Annotated in this window: 17 protein-coding genes; 4 read left to right on the plus strand and 13 right to left on the minus strand. The window is 39.1% G+C overall.

What is annotated here, in order from left to right; translation table 11 throughout:
* Nucleotide 1: 1 nt before the first annotated feature.
* From CRN97_RS06275 to CRN97_RS06285, 3 genes are all read right to left on the minus strand, one after another.
* Nucleotides 2-1,402 (minus strand): FapA family protein, encoded by a 1,401-nt coding sequence (locus CRN97_RS06275; RefSeq protein ID WP_049960348.1) that lies wholly within the window; start codon nucleotides 1,400-1,402, stop codon nucleotides 2-4.
* A 156-nt stretch (nucleotides 1,403-1,558) separates the two neighbouring features.
* Nucleotides 1,559-2,236 carry a deoxyribose-phosphate aldolase gene (deoC, locus tag CRN97_RS06280; protein WP_074788603.1) on the minus strand — a complete coding sequence of 226 codons (678 nt, stop codon included), beginning with the start codon at nucleotides 2,234-2,236 and terminating at the stop codon, nucleotides 1,559-1,561.
* Between the two features lie 9 nt (nucleotides 2,237-2,245).
* Nucleotides 2,246-4,894 (minus strand): valine--tRNA ligase, encoded by a 2,649-nt coding sequence (locus CRN97_RS06285; RefSeq protein WP_097076244.1) that lies wholly within the window; start codon nucleotides 4,892-4,894, stop codon nucleotides 2,246-2,248.
* Nucleotides 4,895-6,317: 1,423 nt separating this feature from the next.
* Between CRN97_RS06285 and CRN97_RS06290 the strand changes: the two genes are divergently transcribed.
* Genes CRN97_RS06290 through CRN97_RS06305 form a run of 4 tightly spaced genes read left to right on the plus strand, consistent with a single transcriptional unit; the run spans nucleotide 6,318 to nucleotide 11,297 of the window.
* Complete coding sequence (locus CRN97_RS06290; protein WP_097076245.1) at nucleotides 6,318-7,037, plus strand: hypothetical protein; 720 nt, start codon at nucleotides 6,318-6,320, stop codon at nucleotides 7,035-7,037.
* A gap of 15 nt (nucleotides 7,038-7,052) precedes the next feature.
* Entirely contained in the window at nucleotides 7,053-8,132 is a 1,080-nt protein-coding gene (locus tag CRN97_RS06295) for a hypothetical protein (protein WP_097076246.1), read from the plus strand.
* A gap of 15 nt (nucleotides 8,133-8,147) precedes the next feature.
* On the plus strand, nucleotides 8,148-10,481 hold the full coding sequence (locus tag CRN97_RS06300) for a hypothetical protein (RefSeq protein WP_097076247.1): 2,334 nt from the start codon (nucleotides 8,148-8,150) through the stop codon (nucleotides 10,479-10,481).
* An 18-nt stretch (nucleotides 10,482-10,499) separates the two neighbouring features.
* Nucleotides 10,500-11,297, plus strand: a complete 798-nt coding sequence (locus tag CRN97_RS06305; RefSeq protein ID WP_097076248.1) for a hypothetical protein — start codon at nucleotides 10,500-10,502, stop codon at nucleotides 11,295-11,297.
* 56 nt (nucleotides 11,298-11,353) lie between these two features.
* Here the strand turns inward: CRN97_RS06305 and CRN97_RS06310 are convergent, their stop codons facing one another.
* The 10 genes from CRN97_RS06310 to CRN97_RS06350 all read right to left on the minus strand — a co-directional run bounded on the left by CRN97_RS06310 (nucleotide 11,354) and on the right by CRN97_RS06350 (nucleotide 19,281).
* Nucleotides 11,354-12,151, minus strand: a complete 798-nt coding sequence (locus CRN97_RS06310; protein ID WP_044936929.1) for an HAD hydrolase family protein — start codon at nucleotides 12,149-12,151, stop codon at nucleotides 11,354-11,356.
* Between the two features lie 15 nt (nucleotides 12,152-12,166).
* Entirely contained in the window at nucleotides 12,167-13,117 is a 951-nt protein-coding gene (locus tag CRN97_RS06315) for a glycosyltransferase family 2 protein (RefSeq protein WP_097076249.1), read from the minus strand.
* A gap of 15 nt (nucleotides 13,118-13,132) precedes the next feature.
* Nucleotides 13,133-14,017 (minus strand): glycosyltransferase family 2 protein, encoded by an 885-nt coding sequence (locus tag CRN97_RS06320; protein WP_097076250.1) that lies wholly within the window; start codon nucleotides 14,015-14,017, stop codon nucleotides 13,133-13,135.
* Nucleotides 14,018-14,033: 16 nt separating this feature from the next.
* The gene (locus tag CRN97_RS06325) at nucleotides 14,034-14,831 is read right to left on the minus strand and encodes a DUF4422 domain-containing protein (protein ID WP_242962014.1); all 798 of its coding nucleotides are present in this window, start codon (nucleotides 14,829-14,831) and stop codon (nucleotides 14,034-14,036) included.
* 67 nt (nucleotides 14,832-14,898) lie between these two features.
* Nucleotides 14,899-15,036, minus strand: coding sequence for a hypothetical protein (locus tag CRN97_RS14130; protein WP_167541211.1), 138 nt, complete (start codon nucleotides 15,034-15,036; stop codon nucleotides 14,899-14,901).
* A gap of 64 nt (nucleotides 15,037-15,100) precedes the next feature.
* A complete protein-coding gene (locus CRN97_RS06330) occupies nucleotides 15,101-16,186 on the minus strand; it encodes a glycosyltransferase family 2 protein (protein ID WP_097076251.1) in 1,086 nt (361 codons plus the stop codon).
* Nucleotides 16,187-16,291: 105 nt separating this feature from the next.
* On the minus strand, nucleotides 16,292-16,435 hold the full coding sequence (locus CRN97_RS06335; protein WP_044936922.1) for a FeoB-associated Cys-rich membrane protein: 144 nt from the start codon (nucleotides 16,433-16,435) through the stop codon (nucleotides 16,292-16,294).
* A gap of 12 nt (nucleotides 16,436-16,447) precedes the next feature.
* Nucleotides 16,448-18,823, minus strand: coding sequence for a ferrous iron transporter B (feoB, locus tag CRN97_RS06340; RefSeq protein ID WP_097076252.1), 2,376 nt, complete (start codon nucleotides 18,821-18,823; stop codon nucleotides 16,448-16,450).
* A 4-nt stretch (nucleotides 18,824-18,827) separates the two neighbouring features.
* Nucleotides 18,828-19,055, minus strand: a complete 228-nt coding sequence (locus tag CRN97_RS06345) for a FeoA family protein (protein WP_033153260.1) — start codon at nucleotides 19,053-19,055, stop codon at nucleotides 18,828-18,830.
* 16 nt (nucleotides 19,056-19,071) lie between these two features.
* Nucleotides 19,072-19,281: a FeoA family protein gene (locus tag CRN97_RS06350; protein WP_334291136.1), complete on the minus strand. Its 210-nt coding sequence runs from the start codon at nucleotides 19,279-19,281 to the stop codon at nucleotides 19,072-19,074.
* Nucleotides 19,282-19,350 lie beyond the last annotated feature (69 nt).

The raw sequence follows: 19,350 nt of genomic DNA on the forward strand, positions 1-19,350 counted from the left end.
TCTAGCCTCTTATTTTAACCAGTCTTATGCCCTCTTCGCTTTTTTCTATCTCGATTGCTTCATGAGTTTCGTTGATACTTGCATGATGATCATCTACAGAAAGATTGCTTCCTGCATATAGACGTCTATACACCTTGATAGTAGCGTCCTTGCCAGACATAATAACTTCTTTCATGTAATTAAGCTTTTTGGTTTCTTCCAAAACGATTGCCTCATCACGAATACGTACACGGAGAAGCTGCATACGTCTTGGATCTTCTTTTACATTGATACCGCGTTCTTCGCCTAGCTTGTCGAAGTCCTCGATACCTTTTTTTATCTTCTGAACATTGGCATTAAGTGCCATTATTTTCTTCGCTAACATTTCGTATTCAGCAGCGCGCTCAACATCAACGCCTACCGATACATTTGTAATAGTTCCAAATGAGTTGCCAATATCATTGACCTCTACACCCTGAACTGCAGAAACATATCCTCCTATAATAGAAGCATTGTTTCCATTTAATTCTATATGACCATCACAGGAGATTTTACTCTTAAAGAAATAATCTGCTGTAATATTGCCCGAACATGTGATGATTGCATACTCTACGAACTGAGCTGTGATAGAGCCCTTGCAATCAATAATTGTTTTTTCATTTCCCTTTACGCCTGAAAGCAAGAATAAATCCTTGCCTGCGCGAATGTCACAATCCTCTATAAGCCCATGTATTATGACATTTCCTGCTGCATCAATAACGGCACCATCATGTACGCCGCCATGCACAATAACATCACCGTTAAACTTGATGTTACCTGTTTCTATGCCAACATCACCTTGCACTTCATGAACAGGAGAAACTAAAATCTTTCCCTGGTTTACCTCTATTTTTCCATCAATCTTTGCTGTGTATGTAAGATTGTCACTTGATCTGTCAAAGCCTCTACCAATCAATGGTGGCAAATCTCTCACAGGCTTAGGCTCGAGAATCTGTCCACGAACAGACATACCTCTACTGCCTTGAACTGCTGGGTGATATGTAGCAATAACATCGCCCTCCTGCACTGTCTCTATTGTTTTAATACTCATATAGTCGGCAGTGCCATCTGGACGAATCGTTGGTTTTCTATTGAAGTTTGTATCAAAAAGATACTCATAATATCCCGGGGTACCTTGCTGCTGTGGTGTGCCCGCTGCAACCTTTATAGGCCTTCCGTAAATAGGACTATCGGCAAGCCTTGCCAACATCTCCTGATCGATTCCGAAGGAAACATTGGCATTACTCAAGAACCCAAGTAACTGTGCTGCAGTAAACTTAGGTACTTCATTTTTTCCATCAGGAATTTTGAAAGTCATAGTAGCTTCCAAACCGTCTGATGATACTTGTACTTTTGGTGCAAACGCGCTAACCGGCTGAGCCATAAGTCCCCCAAAACATTATGCTAGTAGTAATTTCAGTACAAAATCCTCATAATACATGTATAGTACTATATATTAAGATAATTATAGTTATTATTTCTAATTTTGTCATGAAATATTCTAATTTTACTAGAATTTTCATGAAAATTTCACAGCTGATTAGTATTTGCCATCGTTTGGAAGTCCTTTAACAGCCTTTACAACTCTACTTGTACCAAGTCTAGATGCTCCAAGGTCGATAAATTTCTGAGCATCCTCAAGTGATGCAATTCCACCTGCAGCCTTGATAAGCTTACCATTTGTCATATGATCTGCCATAAGCTTGATGTCATCAAATGTTGCTCCACCTGTTGAGAAACCTGTTGATGTCTTGATGTAATCTGCATCTGACTTAGAAACAACTTCGCACATCTTAATCTTCTCTTCGTCTGTAAGAAGGCAACACTCGATAATTACCTTTAAAAGCTTTCCATTGCAAGCAGCCTTGATTGCATTAATCTCAGCAAGAACGTCATCATAACGGCCTTCCTTTACCCAGCCTACGTTGATAACCATATCTACTTCTTCTGCACCATTGTTTACTGCATCTGTCGCCATGAAGCACTTGCTTGCTGTTGTAGCATAACCATTTGGGAATCCGATTACTGTGCAGATTGGAAGATGTCCGCCCTGCTCCTTTACATAATCAGCAGCCTGCTTTACAAAGCTAGCTGGGATGCAAACTGAAGCAGTCTCATACTTCATTCCATCATCAACAATCCCCTTAATGTCATTCCATGTTGCATCCACACCAAGTAAAGTGTGATCGCATTTGCTTAAAATGTTCTTAATATCCATAGTTTCCTCCTATTTCATAGATGCGAGACGAGCCTCAACCTGTGCCATCATCGCCTCATATTTTGCGAGCTTTTCACGCTCTTCGGCAACCTTTGCCTCTGGAGCCTTGCTCATAAACTTTTCATTTGAAAGCATTCCACGTGAACGAGCAAGCTCTTTCTCAAGCTTCTCTTTTTCCTTTGTAAGACGCTCTTTTTCCTTTTCGAAATCTACAAGATCTTCAAGTGGAACAAAAAGTGTTGCATCAGGAATAACTGCTGAAACAGCATCATCGCCAATGCCAAGCTTATCTGCCTGAACATAAACTTCTGTTGCACCTGCAAGTGTCTTGAAGATTGGTGTGATTTCATCAAATGTAGCACGTACTTCAGCATTATCTGAAACGATGTGGATAGCTGCCTTCTTTGAAGGTGGAACATCCATATCTGTACGAAGCTGTCTCATACCACGAACAACATCCTTTGCACGCTCAACCTTTGCCTCATCAACTGGGAAGTTCTTTGTCTCATCATACTCAGGCCAAACTGAAAGCATGATTGTTTCTTCCTCGCTCTGAAGAGTGCAGAAGATTTCTTCTGTGATGAATGGCATGAATGGATGAAGAAGCTTAAGTGCATTTGTAAGTGCATACTTAGCTGTCCAAAGTGCTGCATTCTTGCTTGCTGTATATTCCTCTGAGTACATACGTGGCTTTACAATTTCGATATACCAATCGCAGAACTCATCCCAAATGAAATCATAAACTTTCTGAACTGCAATACCAAGCTCATACTTATCCATGTTTTCTGTAACATCTTTTGCAAGTGTGTTTACCTTAGAGATAATCCACTTATCTTCTGTTGCAAGGTCTGCTGTAGCTGGCTCAGTAACCTGGTTGTCAGCAAGATTCATCATGATGAAACGTGAAGCGTTCCATACCTTGTTTGCGAAGTTACGGCTGTTTTCAACACGCTCGTTGTAGAATCTCATATCGTTTCCAGGAGCATTACCTGTAATAAGAGTGAGACGAAGTGCATCAGCGCCGTAATTATCGATAATCTCAAGTGGATCGATACCATTTCCAAGTGACTTAGACATCTTACGTCCCTGTGAATCTCTAACAAGGCCGTGGATAAGTACTGTGTGGAATGGCGACTTTCCTGTATGTGCGTAACCTGAGAATACCATTCTGATTACCCAGAAGAAGATGATATCGTATCCAGTAACAAGTACGTCTGTTGGATAGAAGTAATCAAGCTCCTCTGTGTTGTTTGGCCAACCAAGTGTTGAGAATGGCCAAAGAGCTGATGAGAACCATGTATCAAGTGTATCCTCATCCTGCTTCATATGAGTGTGTCCACACTTAGGGCAAACTGTTGGAGCCTCTGAAGCTTTAGCAACAACTGTCTCACCGCACTTCTCGCAATAGTATGCAGGGATTCTGTGGCCCCACCATAACTGACGTGAAATACACCAATCACGGATGTTCTCAAGCCAGTGTAAATATGTCTTGTCATAATTCTTTGGAACGAACTGAAGCTCACCTGTCTTGATTGCCTCGATAGCTGGCTTCGCAAGCTCTTCCATTGCAACGAACCACTGTGGCTTAACCATTGGCTCTACTGTTGTGTTACATCTATCATGTGTACCAACATTGTGTGTATGGTCTTCAATTTTTACAAGGAGACCCATCTCGTCCATCTTCTTAACGATGATTTCACGAGCTTCGTATCTATCCATTCCCTCAAACTCGCCACCGTTTGAATTGATAGTAGCATCATCATTGAGAACGTTGATAACAGGAAGGTTGTGTCTCTTTCCTACCTCGAAATCGTTAGGGTCATGTGCTGGAGTAATCTTAACAACACCTGTACCAAATTCCATATCTACATATTCATCTGCAACAACAGGAATCTCACGATTTACAAATGGAAGCATTACTGTCTTGCCAATGATATCCTGATATCTTTCATCCTTAGGGTTAACAGCTACAGCTGTATCACCGAGCATTGTCTCTGGACGTGTTGTAGCGAATGTAACGTAGCGGCCTGGCTCGCCAACGATTTCATACTTCATGTGCCAGAAATGACCTGCCTGCTCCTCATGCTCTACTTCTGCATCTGAAATAGAAGTCTGGCAAACTGGACACCAGTTAATAATACGGTTGCCCTTGTAGATGTAGCCTTCGTTGTAAAGCTTAACAAAAACTTCTTCTACAGCCTTTGAGCAGCCTTCATCCATTGTGAATCTTTCGCGCTCCCAATCAGCAGAAGAACCCATCTTCTTAAGCTGGTTGATGATACGTGTTCCATACTCATCTTTCCAATCCCAGCACTTTTCAAGGAATCCCTCACGACCAAGGTCATCCTTTTCGATTCCCTGCTTCTTAAGGTGCTCGATAACCTTTACCTCTGTAGCGATAGCTGCATGGTCAGTACCTGGCTGCCAAAGAGCTGAGTAGCCCTGCATTCTCTTGTATCTGATAAGAATATCCTGCATTGTGTTATCTAATGCATGTCCCATGTGAAGCTGTCCTGTAATATTTGGTGGTGGCATCACAATAGTGAATGGCTTCTTGCTGCGATCAACCTCAGCATGGAAATAGCCATTCTCCTCCCACTTCTTATAGAGTCTGTCTTCCAGGCCCTTAGGATCATAAGTTTTTGCTAATTCTTTCATTTTCTTTTCCTTTCTAGGCATTAAAAAAGCCCTATGCACGTATTACTACGTACACAGGGCGAAAATTCGCGTTACCACCTGCATTTATAACTCATCTTATTCCTTACGGGAACGACTCGGGTTGGCTTATCCACGACTTTTTCCGGCCGCGCTTTGTTCACCACCTGCTCCGAAGCTACCTTCCACAATTCTATCCTAGGCCACCTTTCAGCCGGTGAGCGGCCCTCTCTACAGGACGAGGTCTGTGTACTCCTCTCCATCAACGCATTTAAACTTATCTAATAATAGAAAAATTTCCCTATTCTGTCAAGATGAGGGAAGTTAATCTGAATGGATGTTTCATATGAATTTATTCTGGGGAAGTATTGAATTTGCAGTCTCTACCTTTTCTAATGTAATACTTCATACTGGCTCTTTCCTTGGATTACTGTAGTTCCAAAGTATTGAATAGTTTTTATTTTCTAATTCAATACCTCAGACTGACTCCTCATCTCATTTTTTAAATTCAAATCTGACAATATCATGTCTATAATAATTTCGGGGCGGCAATACTTAAAACCATTTAACTGTATTCGGGCTAAAAGTCGCAGAAAATTTGCGTTTGTAATTTCAAAAGTATTAAAAATAAGATAATTTCAAGTTTAATACTTGAAAAACAAGGATTCATAACAGAATATATCGAAGAAAGTATTAAATTGACTTATATTTTATTTTTAATACTTCAACCGTTCCCCTTTGTCTACATAATAATCATTATGTTGCAATTCATATATGTCTCAAAGTATTATATTTCTATATTTAACTATTTTAATACTTTTATCTATTTATTTTGCCATGCTTTCTTGCTCTCCAAGTATTGAACTTACAATCTTCGAGTTTTCAATACTTTTCAAATTGCAATCACCTCATTTACCCTGCTTATCGCCCCAATTTCAGTTAAAGATTTCGAACTACTATCTGTAGTTACTTTTATCATCACTATTATGCCTGATTTTTGATACATCTATGCTATTCTTTCAAGCAAACTATGCTTTCCAGGAATTCATATTAATTTATTCATGTTGTTAACCTGCTACAACTAACATACAAGTATTGTTCTATTCTCATCTATCACTTAAATACTCCCCCCTCTTATTTTAGCCATATCCCCATTTCGCATATAAATTTTAAAAATTATTTCATCCCATAATCCCAGACAAAATAACGCCTCACAGCACTCCGTTATAAATCCCAAAACAAAAATAAGAAAATTTCTTCTTGTAATTTTTCATTCTCCATGATATAGTCTCCAAGTATCTTTTGATACATCTTGGCGTTTCGCCAAATTTTTCTCAATCATTTTTAAATAGTGCAAAAATCTCAAATGAAAGGAGTTGATTGAATCCAAGAAGAAAAAAACAGAATACAAACAAAGCTTAATCAATTGAATAAGTTATTAAAGACTCTGCCAGAAGGAGATTTATCAATAGGGCACTGTTCTAACTCAACAAAATGGTTTGTTACATATAATCATGAACAACACTATCTAAAGAAGAGCAATATTGATTTGGCAAAGAAGCTTGCTTTAAAGAAATATGTAAAGCTAAAGATAAAAGCATTAGAAGCATCTCTTGCTGAAATCAAGCTACATGAAACAAAAACAACAAAAGCTCAAGTAGCACTCAATAATCTTCTAAATGATAATGCCTATATAGAACTACTCTCTGACTATCTCGGGAAACTAGATTCAGAGGCAACTGTTTGGGCAAATGCAGACTATCCCAAGAATACCAATTATCTAGAAAGCTTGGTTCATCCTACAGTTGGCGGGCTAATGGTTCGATCTAAATCAGAGTCTATGATTGCGATTGCTCTATCTGAGCAGCAAATTCCATTCAGATATGAAAACTTAATTACAATTGATGACGCTACTTTTGCGCCCGATTTTACAATCTTGCACCCACAAACTGGGCAGATTATGTACTGGGAGCATTTTGGTCTTATGGAAGATGAGAAGTATTTAAATGACTTCAGCCATAAGATTATGTGCTATGCAAAAAATCAAATCTATCTAGGCGAAAATCTGATTGCTACTTTTGAAACTTCAGATTGTCCCCTAGACTATCAGTCTATCAACAATAAAATCAACCAATTTCTAAAATAAGGAGATACGAGTTATATGAAAAAGAATTCAAACGATACAAGGGACAACTATACCCTTTTACAGGACATTATTGACACTTATAGATATCCAGATGGCACTTTAAACAAAATCGCTGTGTTCATTTCTACACTGGCGCTGGTGCTACTTGTAACACTCGGTCATTTCATGATTGCGGGTATTAATAATCTTCGTTCTATGAAGACCGTTTCAGCTTCAGAGCTTACTGTAGATGAAATCCAAGAATACATCACAAATTCATATCTAGATGCTATTGATGACTATACAGATGGCGATTTAAACCAGGAAGCTGCCAAAAAGAAAATTCTAAAATTCCTTGCTGAGTATATTGAATCTTCTAACGGTTTTACCACTGAGCAAAACCAGGCATTGGAAGAAATAATCAATCAATATCTTACGGAAAATGATATCTATTCAGATATACAGGACAACAAGGATGCCATTGATGCTCTCACAAAAATAATTGAAACCAAGTACGCCGAAAATAAAGCTTACGTGGATCAGCTCATCCAGTTACTTCAGGCACAATTAGATGAGAATACAAATACTGATAGTAAACACTACAAAGAACTGCTAAGCGAAATCGAAAAGCTTAAGGCTTATACTGATGGCCAGCTTAATGATAAATCAGCAAATCTTACTTCCATGATTGATGAGCTTAGACGTACTTATAAGAATTCTCTCGGTGCTTCAGATTATTCTTCAGGCGGCGTTTATAGCAAAGGTGCATACGTTATATATAACGAGCATCTTTATGTTTCATTAAAAGATAACAACACAGCCTCTCCTTCAGATAGCAGCTCTTGGGAATTAACCGATCTAGAAAAGATTCTTAACAACTTAGAAAAAACAATATTCCAGGAAATGGAATCAATGCATGATGAGCTTATATTATCTCAAGAACAAGGTGACGCTAAACTAAAGGATAACATGGATTCTAAAGATAACGACTTACAGGAGCAAATCAATCGTATCAACGACCGTATATCCGACAATGAAACCTATTTTGAATTCGGATATGATCCTGCCACAAACTCACATGGTTACTACGTTGGCGATAGCTTTAAGCCTTTTTAATATCAGGAGGAGTTAATGAAAAAAATGGTTAAAAAAATCATCAACACTTTACTGTCATTGATGGTTGTATTTAGTGCGCTCTTTGGCGCTTCAATATCTGCGCAGGCTAAAGAAAATAACGTTTATACGAATCAAGATTCTATATTTATTCCCTTTAGATCTGACTACGTAAACTATTTATCTAAGTATTCCTCAGCTAAAAGCGATGCGATTCAGTATGTCTGGCTAAAGCTTTTCAATGAGGAGCTTCATTGGACCAATGATAAGCCTTGGTTCAATCCTAATTTTACATGCTGGACTAACAAATATTACAGCGATTATGTTAGTCCAAAGGGTGATGTCAAATCATCTAAAGACATTCAGATTACATATAATCCTGAATTCGATGCTTTTTTGTATCAGACAATAATAAACAATCCTGAATTTATCATTAACTGGATAAATGAGCAGCCTCAAGTTTTTAGTGAATATGCAAAAAGGATTCATGACCACCCCCTTCTCGCTGATGGTCTAATATATCTAACTTCAAGTGGAACCTACCTTGGTGGTGGAAAGGATTCAGATACAAATGTATTCCTTATGGGTGCCAACTCTACTTCCGAAGAAAAACTTAATGCTAAGTGGACTGCACTACGCACCGCTAGTGATACTCATGATATTGATATTCTACGAGCATTTGGAAGTAACTATTCCAGCCTTAGTATTCCTCAAAAAACTTGGGTAAAGACCTACATTGAATTTCTCGTAGATGATTACATTCGAAATAGAACTAACGCAATTGCTTCTCTAAATAATTCTTCAGAATTATATAGTTTGATGGCAGTTTCTGGTTACGGCTTTACTCGCGGAGAAGTTAATCAAGAATTTTTCAATTACTGTATCAACACCCCAGAATGTAAAGTGGGTGATTTAATTGCAAACTCCATTGAACGTTTTGATAAACTATCGGAATTACGATATGGAGCCAAAGACATTTGTAGGTTCAGCGACATGGGTGCTATTTGGGCATCTGATGCTGATTGTGACTACGGAAATGATTGGCCCGGCGGTCGTTCATCTGGTACTAATAAAGGTGACGAAGACTACGATTGGTTATGCTGGAACATATGCTTTAACAACGATTCCTACTATTCGACTTTCAGAAATCTTGTAGAAGGACAACCAACAACAAAACAGCAAATGGAAGACTGGCTTTCAAGATATTACCTTAGCCCAAACAATCCTAATCATCCAACCATTCCATCCGGTAGTAGCTCAGCATTGATTGGCAAATGGGGAATTGGAGGCTGTCATTTAAATCTTGTAGAAACTGGGTCATGGGATTGTTCTGGTCACACCGATACATCCGGAACTATACGAGCAACTAAACCTATTGGCGCAAAAACCATCGTCCTTACAACTAACGGAAATACGTATCAATACATGTATGGTTCTTCCTTAAGCTACACCATCAGGAATGCCTATGGCCAGGTTATTACCTCGGGTAGTGCACCTAAAGGTTTTTGGTCTTCAAGCGCCACCATTAGTGTGCCCACAAAGTACATTTGGCAAGAACTATATATCGAAGCTCATGGAACAGTAGAGCAAGGTCATAAAGGACATAACTCCAGTGGCGATTGTATCAGCACTGCTATGGCAGAGTATTTACACACTAACGCCCCAGGCCTATTTCCAGATCAGCCTAAATATCATACCATGACATCTACTTACTATTATGTTGATATAACCGCCTGTCAAAGACATGGTCATTCATACAAACCGGCAGCTTATTCATGGGCACCTGACCATTCCTACTGTATCTGTACTATGCAGTGTCCAAATTGCAATAATACATACACCGTAACATCTACTAATGTTGCTACTCAATCCTATAGCGATAAAACAATTTATACTGCCACATTTGGAATAAAATCTGTAGACGAAAGCACAACAAATTCCGAGCAACGCTCAGCTACAGTCTACCATGGTTCCGGTTTGAAAATATTCACTTCCGATGACATATCCGGTGCCCCTGCTGGAATAGGCTATGGTTCATGTACACTTGCTGCAGACAAAATAAGCCCTGGCCCGCAAGCTATTTCAATTAATCTGGTTGCCTGTGATGCCGTTATATCGTTAATGAATTCCAAAGGTGCAATTGTCGATCAACGCAACCTCTCATCTGGTTCCACATCTGTAGCCGTTATGGATGCTGTTTTTGACTTATCAGACCGCTCCGACAAAGATTTAATGGGATTATATATAGTAATAAACGCTCAAACTATTGTAAAAAACTATAACAGCTCAGGCAATTACATTGGTAATGCGTTTGGACCTTACCGCATCAACCAAATCAAAATAGAATATTAAATAGAAAGGCATTAATAAATGAAAAGAAAACTAATCACTTTAATACTAGCCACAACTGTATCCTCGTTGTTCTTTTCCACCACAGTTTACGCTGATGATGATAATGACGAACGAATATATTTATCTTCTGAAGAAATCGTGCCACCAGATGAGGCAGCAGAAACAGAAGCAGTTGGAGAAGACACTGAAGTAATAGAAGACACTGAAGTAATAGAAGAAACTGAACAAACTGAAGAAAACACCACTTTCGATGAAAAACCAGACGAATTATCCCCTGAAGCATTTGATGAAATAGTCGAAGATTCACCTGAAGCATCAACTGAATTTGAGGAAGAAAGAAGTGAGGTTGTGGAGGTAGTAGAAAAAACTCATGAATATCTTTGTGAGGTCAACATCAAATATCAAAAAGAGTACTGCGAAGCATACTATGAAGGAGCCGAAACAACATTAGTTGAGCTTTCATCTTCTTTCGAGGTTCCCGAGGGGGCATCATATACTATTTTCTTCGATGACGTATCTGAAAAAACTATAAAAGCCATCCTAGATGAATCAAATCTTCCTGAATTTGCAGATACTGGTTTTGATATTAACGCAAAAATTGATATTGATGGAAATGTCACTATAGAAAACATTCTAGAAACAGCACCAAAAGAAGTCGTCACTGAATGCGTAGTTCAACTTGATGAGGTTGCCTTTGATGATTTTGAAACTGACATAGATTTAGATGATATACTCACACAGCTTAATAGTATGTCTGAATCGGAGGTTGAATCTGCTATTGCAAATCTTAATATGTTAAATTCTTCCGAAGATTAATCGCAAAAAAGCCTTATCACACTCGGTGATAAGGCTTTATATTATTTAGCTTAATTTTAGATTAACCCAAAGTGCTTTAATCCATTGTATATGCCATCATCGTCAAAGGCAGTTGTCACATAATCTGCTGTTGCCTTTGCACGTTCAGTACCGTTCCCCATTGCAATGCCTACAGCAGCTGCTGCAAGCATATCTAAATCATTCTCGCTATCACCGAATGCATATGTATTCTTTGGATCAATGCCTGCAAGCTCACATGCTTTCATCATGCCGGTCGCTTTGGTATGACCTATTGGCACCAACTCACAAACAGTGTCACTATGCTCGATAATCTGATAGTCCTTACGAAGTCTATCGTAGCACTCTATTCTCATTTCCTCATCAACATCTGTTGCACATGACATTTTGTTAATTGTCCACTTTCCATAATTGCTGTCGATTCCAAGCAAATTACTTCCCATGTCCCTGCGCAAAATATTGCCAAATCCATCATCCAAGCCAAACTCACGGTCTTCCATATACAACTGATTTGGTCCTTCTAGAATAGGTCTGAATCCGTATCCACGAATCAGTTCAACTGTTTCGATAGCTTTATCCACATCAATTAGTTTTTCGTAAACTGTTTTTCCACCTATTTCAATATGACATCCACATGAACAAACAATTCCATCAAATCCAAGACTAAGCAAATCTGGATCCTGAATAAAAGATCTTGCTCGCCCACTACAGATAAAAGCCAAATGCCCGTTTTCCCTGAGCTGCTTTATTCCTTCTCTACAGCTATCTGGAATGAATTTGTCGTAGTTCCAAAGTGTACCATCTATATCAAAAAATACTGCTGATTTTTCTGCCATTACATTTCCTCTATTCTATACCCAAAGTCTCATCCAAAGATTATGCTTAGCTCGGGTAAAATTATGTCTGCGATAATAACTGATTCTATAAAGCTTTGGCTTTGAACCTATATGAACAAACCCATTCAGCACCTTTAATTTGTCCTCAGGTATATCCTTTAGCCTAAGAATCTCCCTGGCAAAAACTCGTGCTTCATTTATAAAAGCCTTTTTCTTGCAAAGAAATCCATTTGCTATGTCACCTGCATTACGAGCCACCTTTTCAGATGTTGATTCTGTAACTGCACCCATAGTGTTGTGTCCCGTCTGACGGTAATAAACCAAAGGCTCATCGATTGCATATACCGCTCCAAATATGGATGCTATTTCAAGCAGCCACGCATCGTGCATTGGAACGTTTTCCCACTGAACACTATCGCATGACACTGCTATGTTCCTCAAAGCTCTATTAAAGCACATAGTTGTCCCTGCCGCCGGATTATCGATAATTACCTGAGTGTAGGCTGTGTTCTTTGGGCTTCTGCCTAAGTATCGTATAAACGAATTATCAATTACATTAAGATTCTCATCCACGACTGTCATGTCCGTAAATACGATAGCCGGCTTCCTCTCCATTTCTCCTGAGTCTATCTCTGTTTCAAGTAGCTTCTCTATGCTCTTCTTAACCTTATCGGGATACCAAACATCATCCTGATCGCAAAAGAAATAGTAGTCCGCTTCTACTTCAGACAATAAATACATGAAATTTGCCTTAGGACTTCCTGTCGGATGACCATAAATGATTTCCATTCTATCTGGATACTTATCCATGTATTCATTTAAAATATTGATAGTCTCGTCTGAAGAGCCATCGTCATGTGCAACTATTCGAAAGTCCTGATTTGTCTGTCCGAAAAGACTGTCCAGCTGAGCTCGCAAATACTTTGCCCCATTATATGTGGCAAGCAGAATTGCTACATCCTTCATTCCATATCTCCTAGATTATCTGTTAAAACCATACTTGGTCTTAGTCTCTCGCTTAAACTTAAGATTAAAAATAAATATACCAAGATTTGCTAACGAGCATCCGATTTTGCCAACCAGGCTACTCTTTCTAAACTGAGCTTTATATGTAATCATTTCGTGAAGAGTGATTATGTCTTCCTCTTTAAAATAATCACAATCGTAAAGTAATTCTATAAAATCGTATACCGAAGCATCAGTAGCTGACGTATCAGCTGAAATGTTTGCTCCAGTGTATTTATGAATGTATAAAGATTCTTTTAAGTAAGCTGCTCGCTTTCCTGCGGCAAGCATAAGAAGCCATAAATAATAATCATCAGCTCCATTTACTCTGACCAAATGCTCATTCCAAAATTCTGGAATCGCACTTTTCTTTATCAAACACTGTCCAGGTGAGATGATTTGAATTCCTACCTTGAGATATGTTTGCAAATCCCAAACTCTATTCCAATGAGCATCAGTTCTATACCATGATAAATATGAGCCATCTGCCTGCTCCAGCTTCGCATTTGCGATAATCATATCACACGATTTTAAAGAAATTGCATCTACCATTTTTACAAGAGCATCTGCTTCAAGCAAATCATCTTGATCAAGGAACATAATATAATCCCCAGTCGATGACTTTAAGCCTGATACCCTACTATAGTGTATTCCCTTATTTTCCGGATTAGTTATAACAGAAAAATATTGGTTGTTTATTGACACTGCCTCTAGCTTTTTCCATGGGCTGTCATTTACAAGTACAACCTCCAGACTGTGACCTGCAGCCTCCAATGACTTACGATTTGCTTCCATGCAAGCCACATATTTTTCCATATATTTTTCCCCTTCATAGAAAGGGGTAATCACTGATATTTTCATTATTCTCGCCTCTAATTTACATGCTTGCTTTATATTTCTTGCCGAAAAATTTAGCCTGCAAAAATCCCAGAATCTTCTTAGGCCAATTGATTGGTTCCATATCGATTACAGGGCATTCCACAATGGATAAACCTTCCTCCTGCTTTTTATCAATCCAAACATTAAAAAGAATTTCACTAACTCTTCCATAAAGTCGTGCCGAAAAAGCATCCAAAGATGTAGTATCTATCTTTTCTTCCATACGGCCAAGAATATCAAATAACCAAGTACAATACTCATCCAATTCCTTCTTTGGCATAATAGCCATATTGAACATATATCCCCATGACCTTGCATAAACCTTTACCAACGAGCTCATGTATTCTGGATAATACTGGCCTACGATTTCCTTTGCTATATCCAAATGAGCGCCATCCAGGGTATGAGCATAGTGGCTGTATAAGCTTTCAATATAGTAACGACGCTTCTTAGGCACTATCACATCTGCTCTTGTAAGAAGAGCCTTTGCCTCATCATGGGATAACACCGAATCAAAACAGCCATGGTGCTTTCTATATTTCTTGGACTTCAGTGAAAAGTATCTTCTGTAATGAACCAAGCCTATGGCCTCTGCATCCAAATTCTTCCATGCATAATAAAGCCCAGTCAATTCACAATAATAAGGATTCTTAGCAGAGATATTATCTCCCTCATCGTCCCTTAAAATATTACCTATACTATCTTTGCCTGCCGCACCAACCTGTAGCGGAACATAGTCCTCTCCACTTGGAACCTGAAATGGTTTGTGCATAGCAATAATAATTTTTATATCCAAATCTATCTCCTAATTAAAAGTATAGGGCACCATAAAGGTGCCCTAGCATAACCTGATTAAATGTGGCCTAAGCTTCTTCCTCGTCCTCTTCATCGGCGATTGCAGCTGCTGCTCCTGACACTGCAGAAACTACTGCTATAACTGCCACTATAACTACTAAAAGTATTAATACAAAAAAGAAAATTAAAAACCCTTGATCTGTCATCCTTAACCTCCTCTTCGAAACTTAGCTATATTATACCTTAGCCAATTGTTAAAAGCAAATCAGCCTATCTAAGCTGCTTAGCCCTATTAAACACTCCAGGGAAATGGCTCTTAGTATACTTCATAAGTCTGGCTCTTCTAAGAGCTGTTCCAAACATCCCCTCTGTAAGAGGCTTATACAAAAGCTTCAATGCCTTTGAATCCTCCGGCATATATCTGCGAAGATTCTGATACAGTTCTGTCTCTGCTTCTGCATTACACCATTTTAAAATATCGTCTGCTTTTACGCCTGATTCCAACTGACGAACCATTGCTGATTGGAAGCTTCTGAAGTATTCCTTTGAAAGAGTACCCAGCGCTTCGAAATCGCAGGTCTTCCATTTCTGTTGCTGGTCGTAAATTCTCTCGATACGAATCTTTTGGAGCTTAAAGTAATCCTCGATTTCTCCACCTGTAAGACGAACCTGTCCCTGATTTCTATAGTGATATAAAACATCGTTTAACACAGTAAGCGATGTTGTGTAATCTAAAAAGTCACAGTTAAAAAGAATATCCTCTACATGCTTAATCTTTTGATATTGAAGATTATTCTCCTTAATGATGCTTGTCTTGTAGCATTTGTTCCATGGATAACCAAGCATTGTTATGGCTTCCATCTGCATCGCCATTTTATGAATTGTGGCAGCATCACTTGTGGTAACCATATCATCATCGTAATCCATCATATCAAGGGTGATCCCCTTCATGAATTCGATTTTGCCGGCTGCATTTCTATAATCCTCAGTAAAGCTATATACAAGCAAATCCACAGGGTTTCTTTCTAATGCTGCTGCACATACTCTAAGAAGATTTCTTTCATATAAATCGTCTGGGTCCAGGAATAAAATGTAGTCCCCAGTGGCATGCTCTATGCCTGTATTTCTAGCAGCAGATACTCCTTGATTTGTCTCATGCTTAACATAATAGAAGCGGTCATCACGCTCCATATATCCCCTTGCAATGTCTCCCGAAGAATCAGGAGAACAATCATCCACTATGATAACTTCGAAGTTGTCATAGGTCTGCATTTGAAGACAGCCAAGTGCATCACCAATATAGTCGCCCACTCCGTATGTAGGCATTATTACGGAAAATTTGATTTCCTCGCTCATACTTCAAATAATACCAAAAAGCCACATTGCGCGCAACATGTCTTAATTTTTTTAATCAATTAAAAAATCCCCCGGTCGTTACCGACCAAGGGATTCGTATATACGTTAGTGACATCCACAGCTTCCGCCGCAGCTACCACAGTCTCCACCACATGCTGGATGTTCACCACGCTTGCGAGCTTTGACCAATGAACGAACTATCGCTGCTACTATTGCAATTAATATAACTACTACTATGAATGTACCCATAATTATTACCTCTTATTTGTTGTACTTATCCTTACGGAACAATCCGTATACAAGGCAGCAAATAGCTGCGATACCAAAGATTGTACCGAATGTGAATCCTTCGCCTGTGAATACCTTACCTACCTGATATACGATAAGTCCGATTACCCATGCGAAACCACACTGATATCCGATTGCTGTCCAGAACCACTTTGTGTTGTTCATCTCACGCTTGATCGCACCCATAGCAGCGAAGCAAGGAGCGCAAAGAAGGTTGAATGCAAGGAATGCAAAACCTGAAGCATCTGTAAATGCTGCACGCATTGTCTCGTAAACATCACCAGAAGCACCGTAGATAATAGCAAGTGTACCAACGATGTTTTCCTTTGCAACAAGACCAGTGATTGAAGCAACTGTAGCTTCCCAATCACCAAATCCAAGTGGAATGAAAATCCATGCAAGGCATCTACCAAGTGTAGCAAGAATTGAATGATCAATCTGATCCTCTTCAAGCATTGTAAATGCACCATCAACAACACCGAAGAATGTGCAGAACCAAACTACGATTGTTGAAAGTAAGATAATTGTACCAGCTTTCTTGATGAATGACCATCCACGCTCCCACATGCTACGAAGCACGTTTGAAACTGTTGGCCAGTGGTATGCTGGAAGCTCCATTACGAATGGTGCTGGATCTCCTGCGAAGAGCTTTGTCTTCTTAAGCATGATACCAGATACAATGATTGCAAAAATTCCAAGGAAGTATGCTGCTGGTGCAACCCAAGCTGCTCCACCAAAGATAGCGCCTGCAACCATTGCGATGAATGGAAGCTTAGCTCCACATGGAATAAATGTTGTTGTCATGATTGTCATCTTACGGTCTCTATCATTTTCGATAGTACGTGATGCCATGATACCAGGAACACCACAACCTGTACCGATAAGCATTGGAATGAATGACTTACCTGAAAGACCAAACTTTCTGAAGATACGGTCCATGATGAAAGCAACACGAGCCATGTATCCGCAAGACTCAAGGAATGCAAGGAAGATGAAAAGTACAAGCATCTGTGGAACGAATCCAAGAACTGCACCTACACCCGCTACGATACCATCAAGGATAAGTCCCTTAACTACATCGTTGCAGTTAATTGCATCAAGAGCTGCCTCAATGTAAACAGGAATACCAGGAATCCATACGCCGTAGTTAGCTGGGTCTGGCTCCTCGTTAGCTTCTACATAAGCTGCAGCTGCTTCATAATCAGCAAGTGTAGCTGTCTCATACTCAACAGCAGCTGTCTCTTCATCCTCTACAGGATATTCGAAATCACCTGTTGGCTCTGTGCCATTTTCTTCTACATATAAATCATAGCCATCAACGATAAGCTGATTTGCTGTGAACTCATCAGCTGCATCTGCGTAATCAGCAGAACCGATAGCAAATAAATGCCATCCATCACCGAATACACCATCATTTGCCCAATCAGTAGCCCATGTACCAACTGTTGTAACTGATACAAAGTATACAAGGAACATAACTACTGCAAAGATTGGAAGTGCAAGGAATCTGTTTGTAACAATCTGATCAATCTTATCAGATGTTGTCATTCCCTTTGAAGCCTTCTTTACACAGCCATTAATGATTGTGCCGATGTAGTTATATCTTTCGCCAGTGATGATTGACTCTGAATCATCATCCATTTCTTTTTCGCATGAAGCAATGTCGTTTTCAATGTGAGCAATAACGTCAGATGAAAGACCAAGCTTTTCCTGAATCTTTTCATCACGCTCGAATAACTTGATTGAATACCATCTCTGAACATTTTCATCAGAAATATTATGTAAGCAAAGCTCTTCAATGTGAGCAAGTGCATGCTCTACTGAACCGTCAAATCTGTGCTTTGGTGACTGTGGCTTAGCTTCCTTTCCAGCCTTAACTGCTGCATCAACGATTTCCTTAAGACCTCTGTTCTTTAAAGCAGAAAGCTCATAAACTGGAACACCGATTTCCTCCGAAAGCTTTGCAGCGTTGATTTTGTCACCATTCTTTTCTACAACATCCATCATGTTGATACCGATAACTACTGGGATACCAAGCTCAACAATCTGAGTTGTAAGATAAAGGTTTCTTTCAAGGTTTGTACCATCAATAACATTGATAATAGCATCTGGCTTTTCATCAATAAGATAGTTACGAGATACAACCTCCTCTAATGTATATGGAGAGAGTGAATAGATACCAGGAAGGTCGACAATTGTAACTTCCTTATCACCTTTGAATTTACCCTCTTTGTACTCTACAGTAACACCTGGCCAGTTACCAACGAACTGGTTAGAACCTGTAAGTGCATTAAACAATGTTGTTTTACCGCAGTTTGGATTACCTGCAAGCGCAATACGAATTCCCACTTTTTTAGTCCTCCTTTAAAAGAATCATTTCTGCATCAGCCTTACGTACAGAAAGCTCATATCCTCTAACTGTAATTTCAACTGGATCTCCCAATGGTGCAATCTTACGAACGTAGATTTCAACGCCTTTTGTAATACCCATGTCCATGATTCTTCTCTTTACAGCGCCTTCGCCAGTAAGCTTTGCTACTGTAACTGTTTCACCGACACTTACATCTCTTAATGTCTTCATTTTTCTCTCCTTTTTACTATATAAATATCTTTTGAGCCAGTTGTTTATCAACAGCTACTCTTGACTCCTTAACATTAACGATTAGGTTTCCACCTATCTCGTTTACTACTGTTACAAATCCCCCTGGTACAAAACCAAGCTCTTGCAAGTGACGCTTCACTTCTTCTGAACCGCCAATTCGTTTAATCATCTGTTCTTCGCCTGTTGGCGCAACTACTAATGGCATCATATATTACTTCCTTACTTTTATTTATCCCTCAATTAGCTATTCCGGCCTATAATTAATTGTACCCAA

Source organism: Pseudobutyrivibrio ruminis DSM 9787 (genome assembly GCF_900218035.1).
Taxonomy (GTDB): Bacteria; Bacillota; Clostridia; order Lachnospirales; family Lachnospiraceae; genus Pseudobutyrivibrio; species Pseudobutyrivibrio ruminis.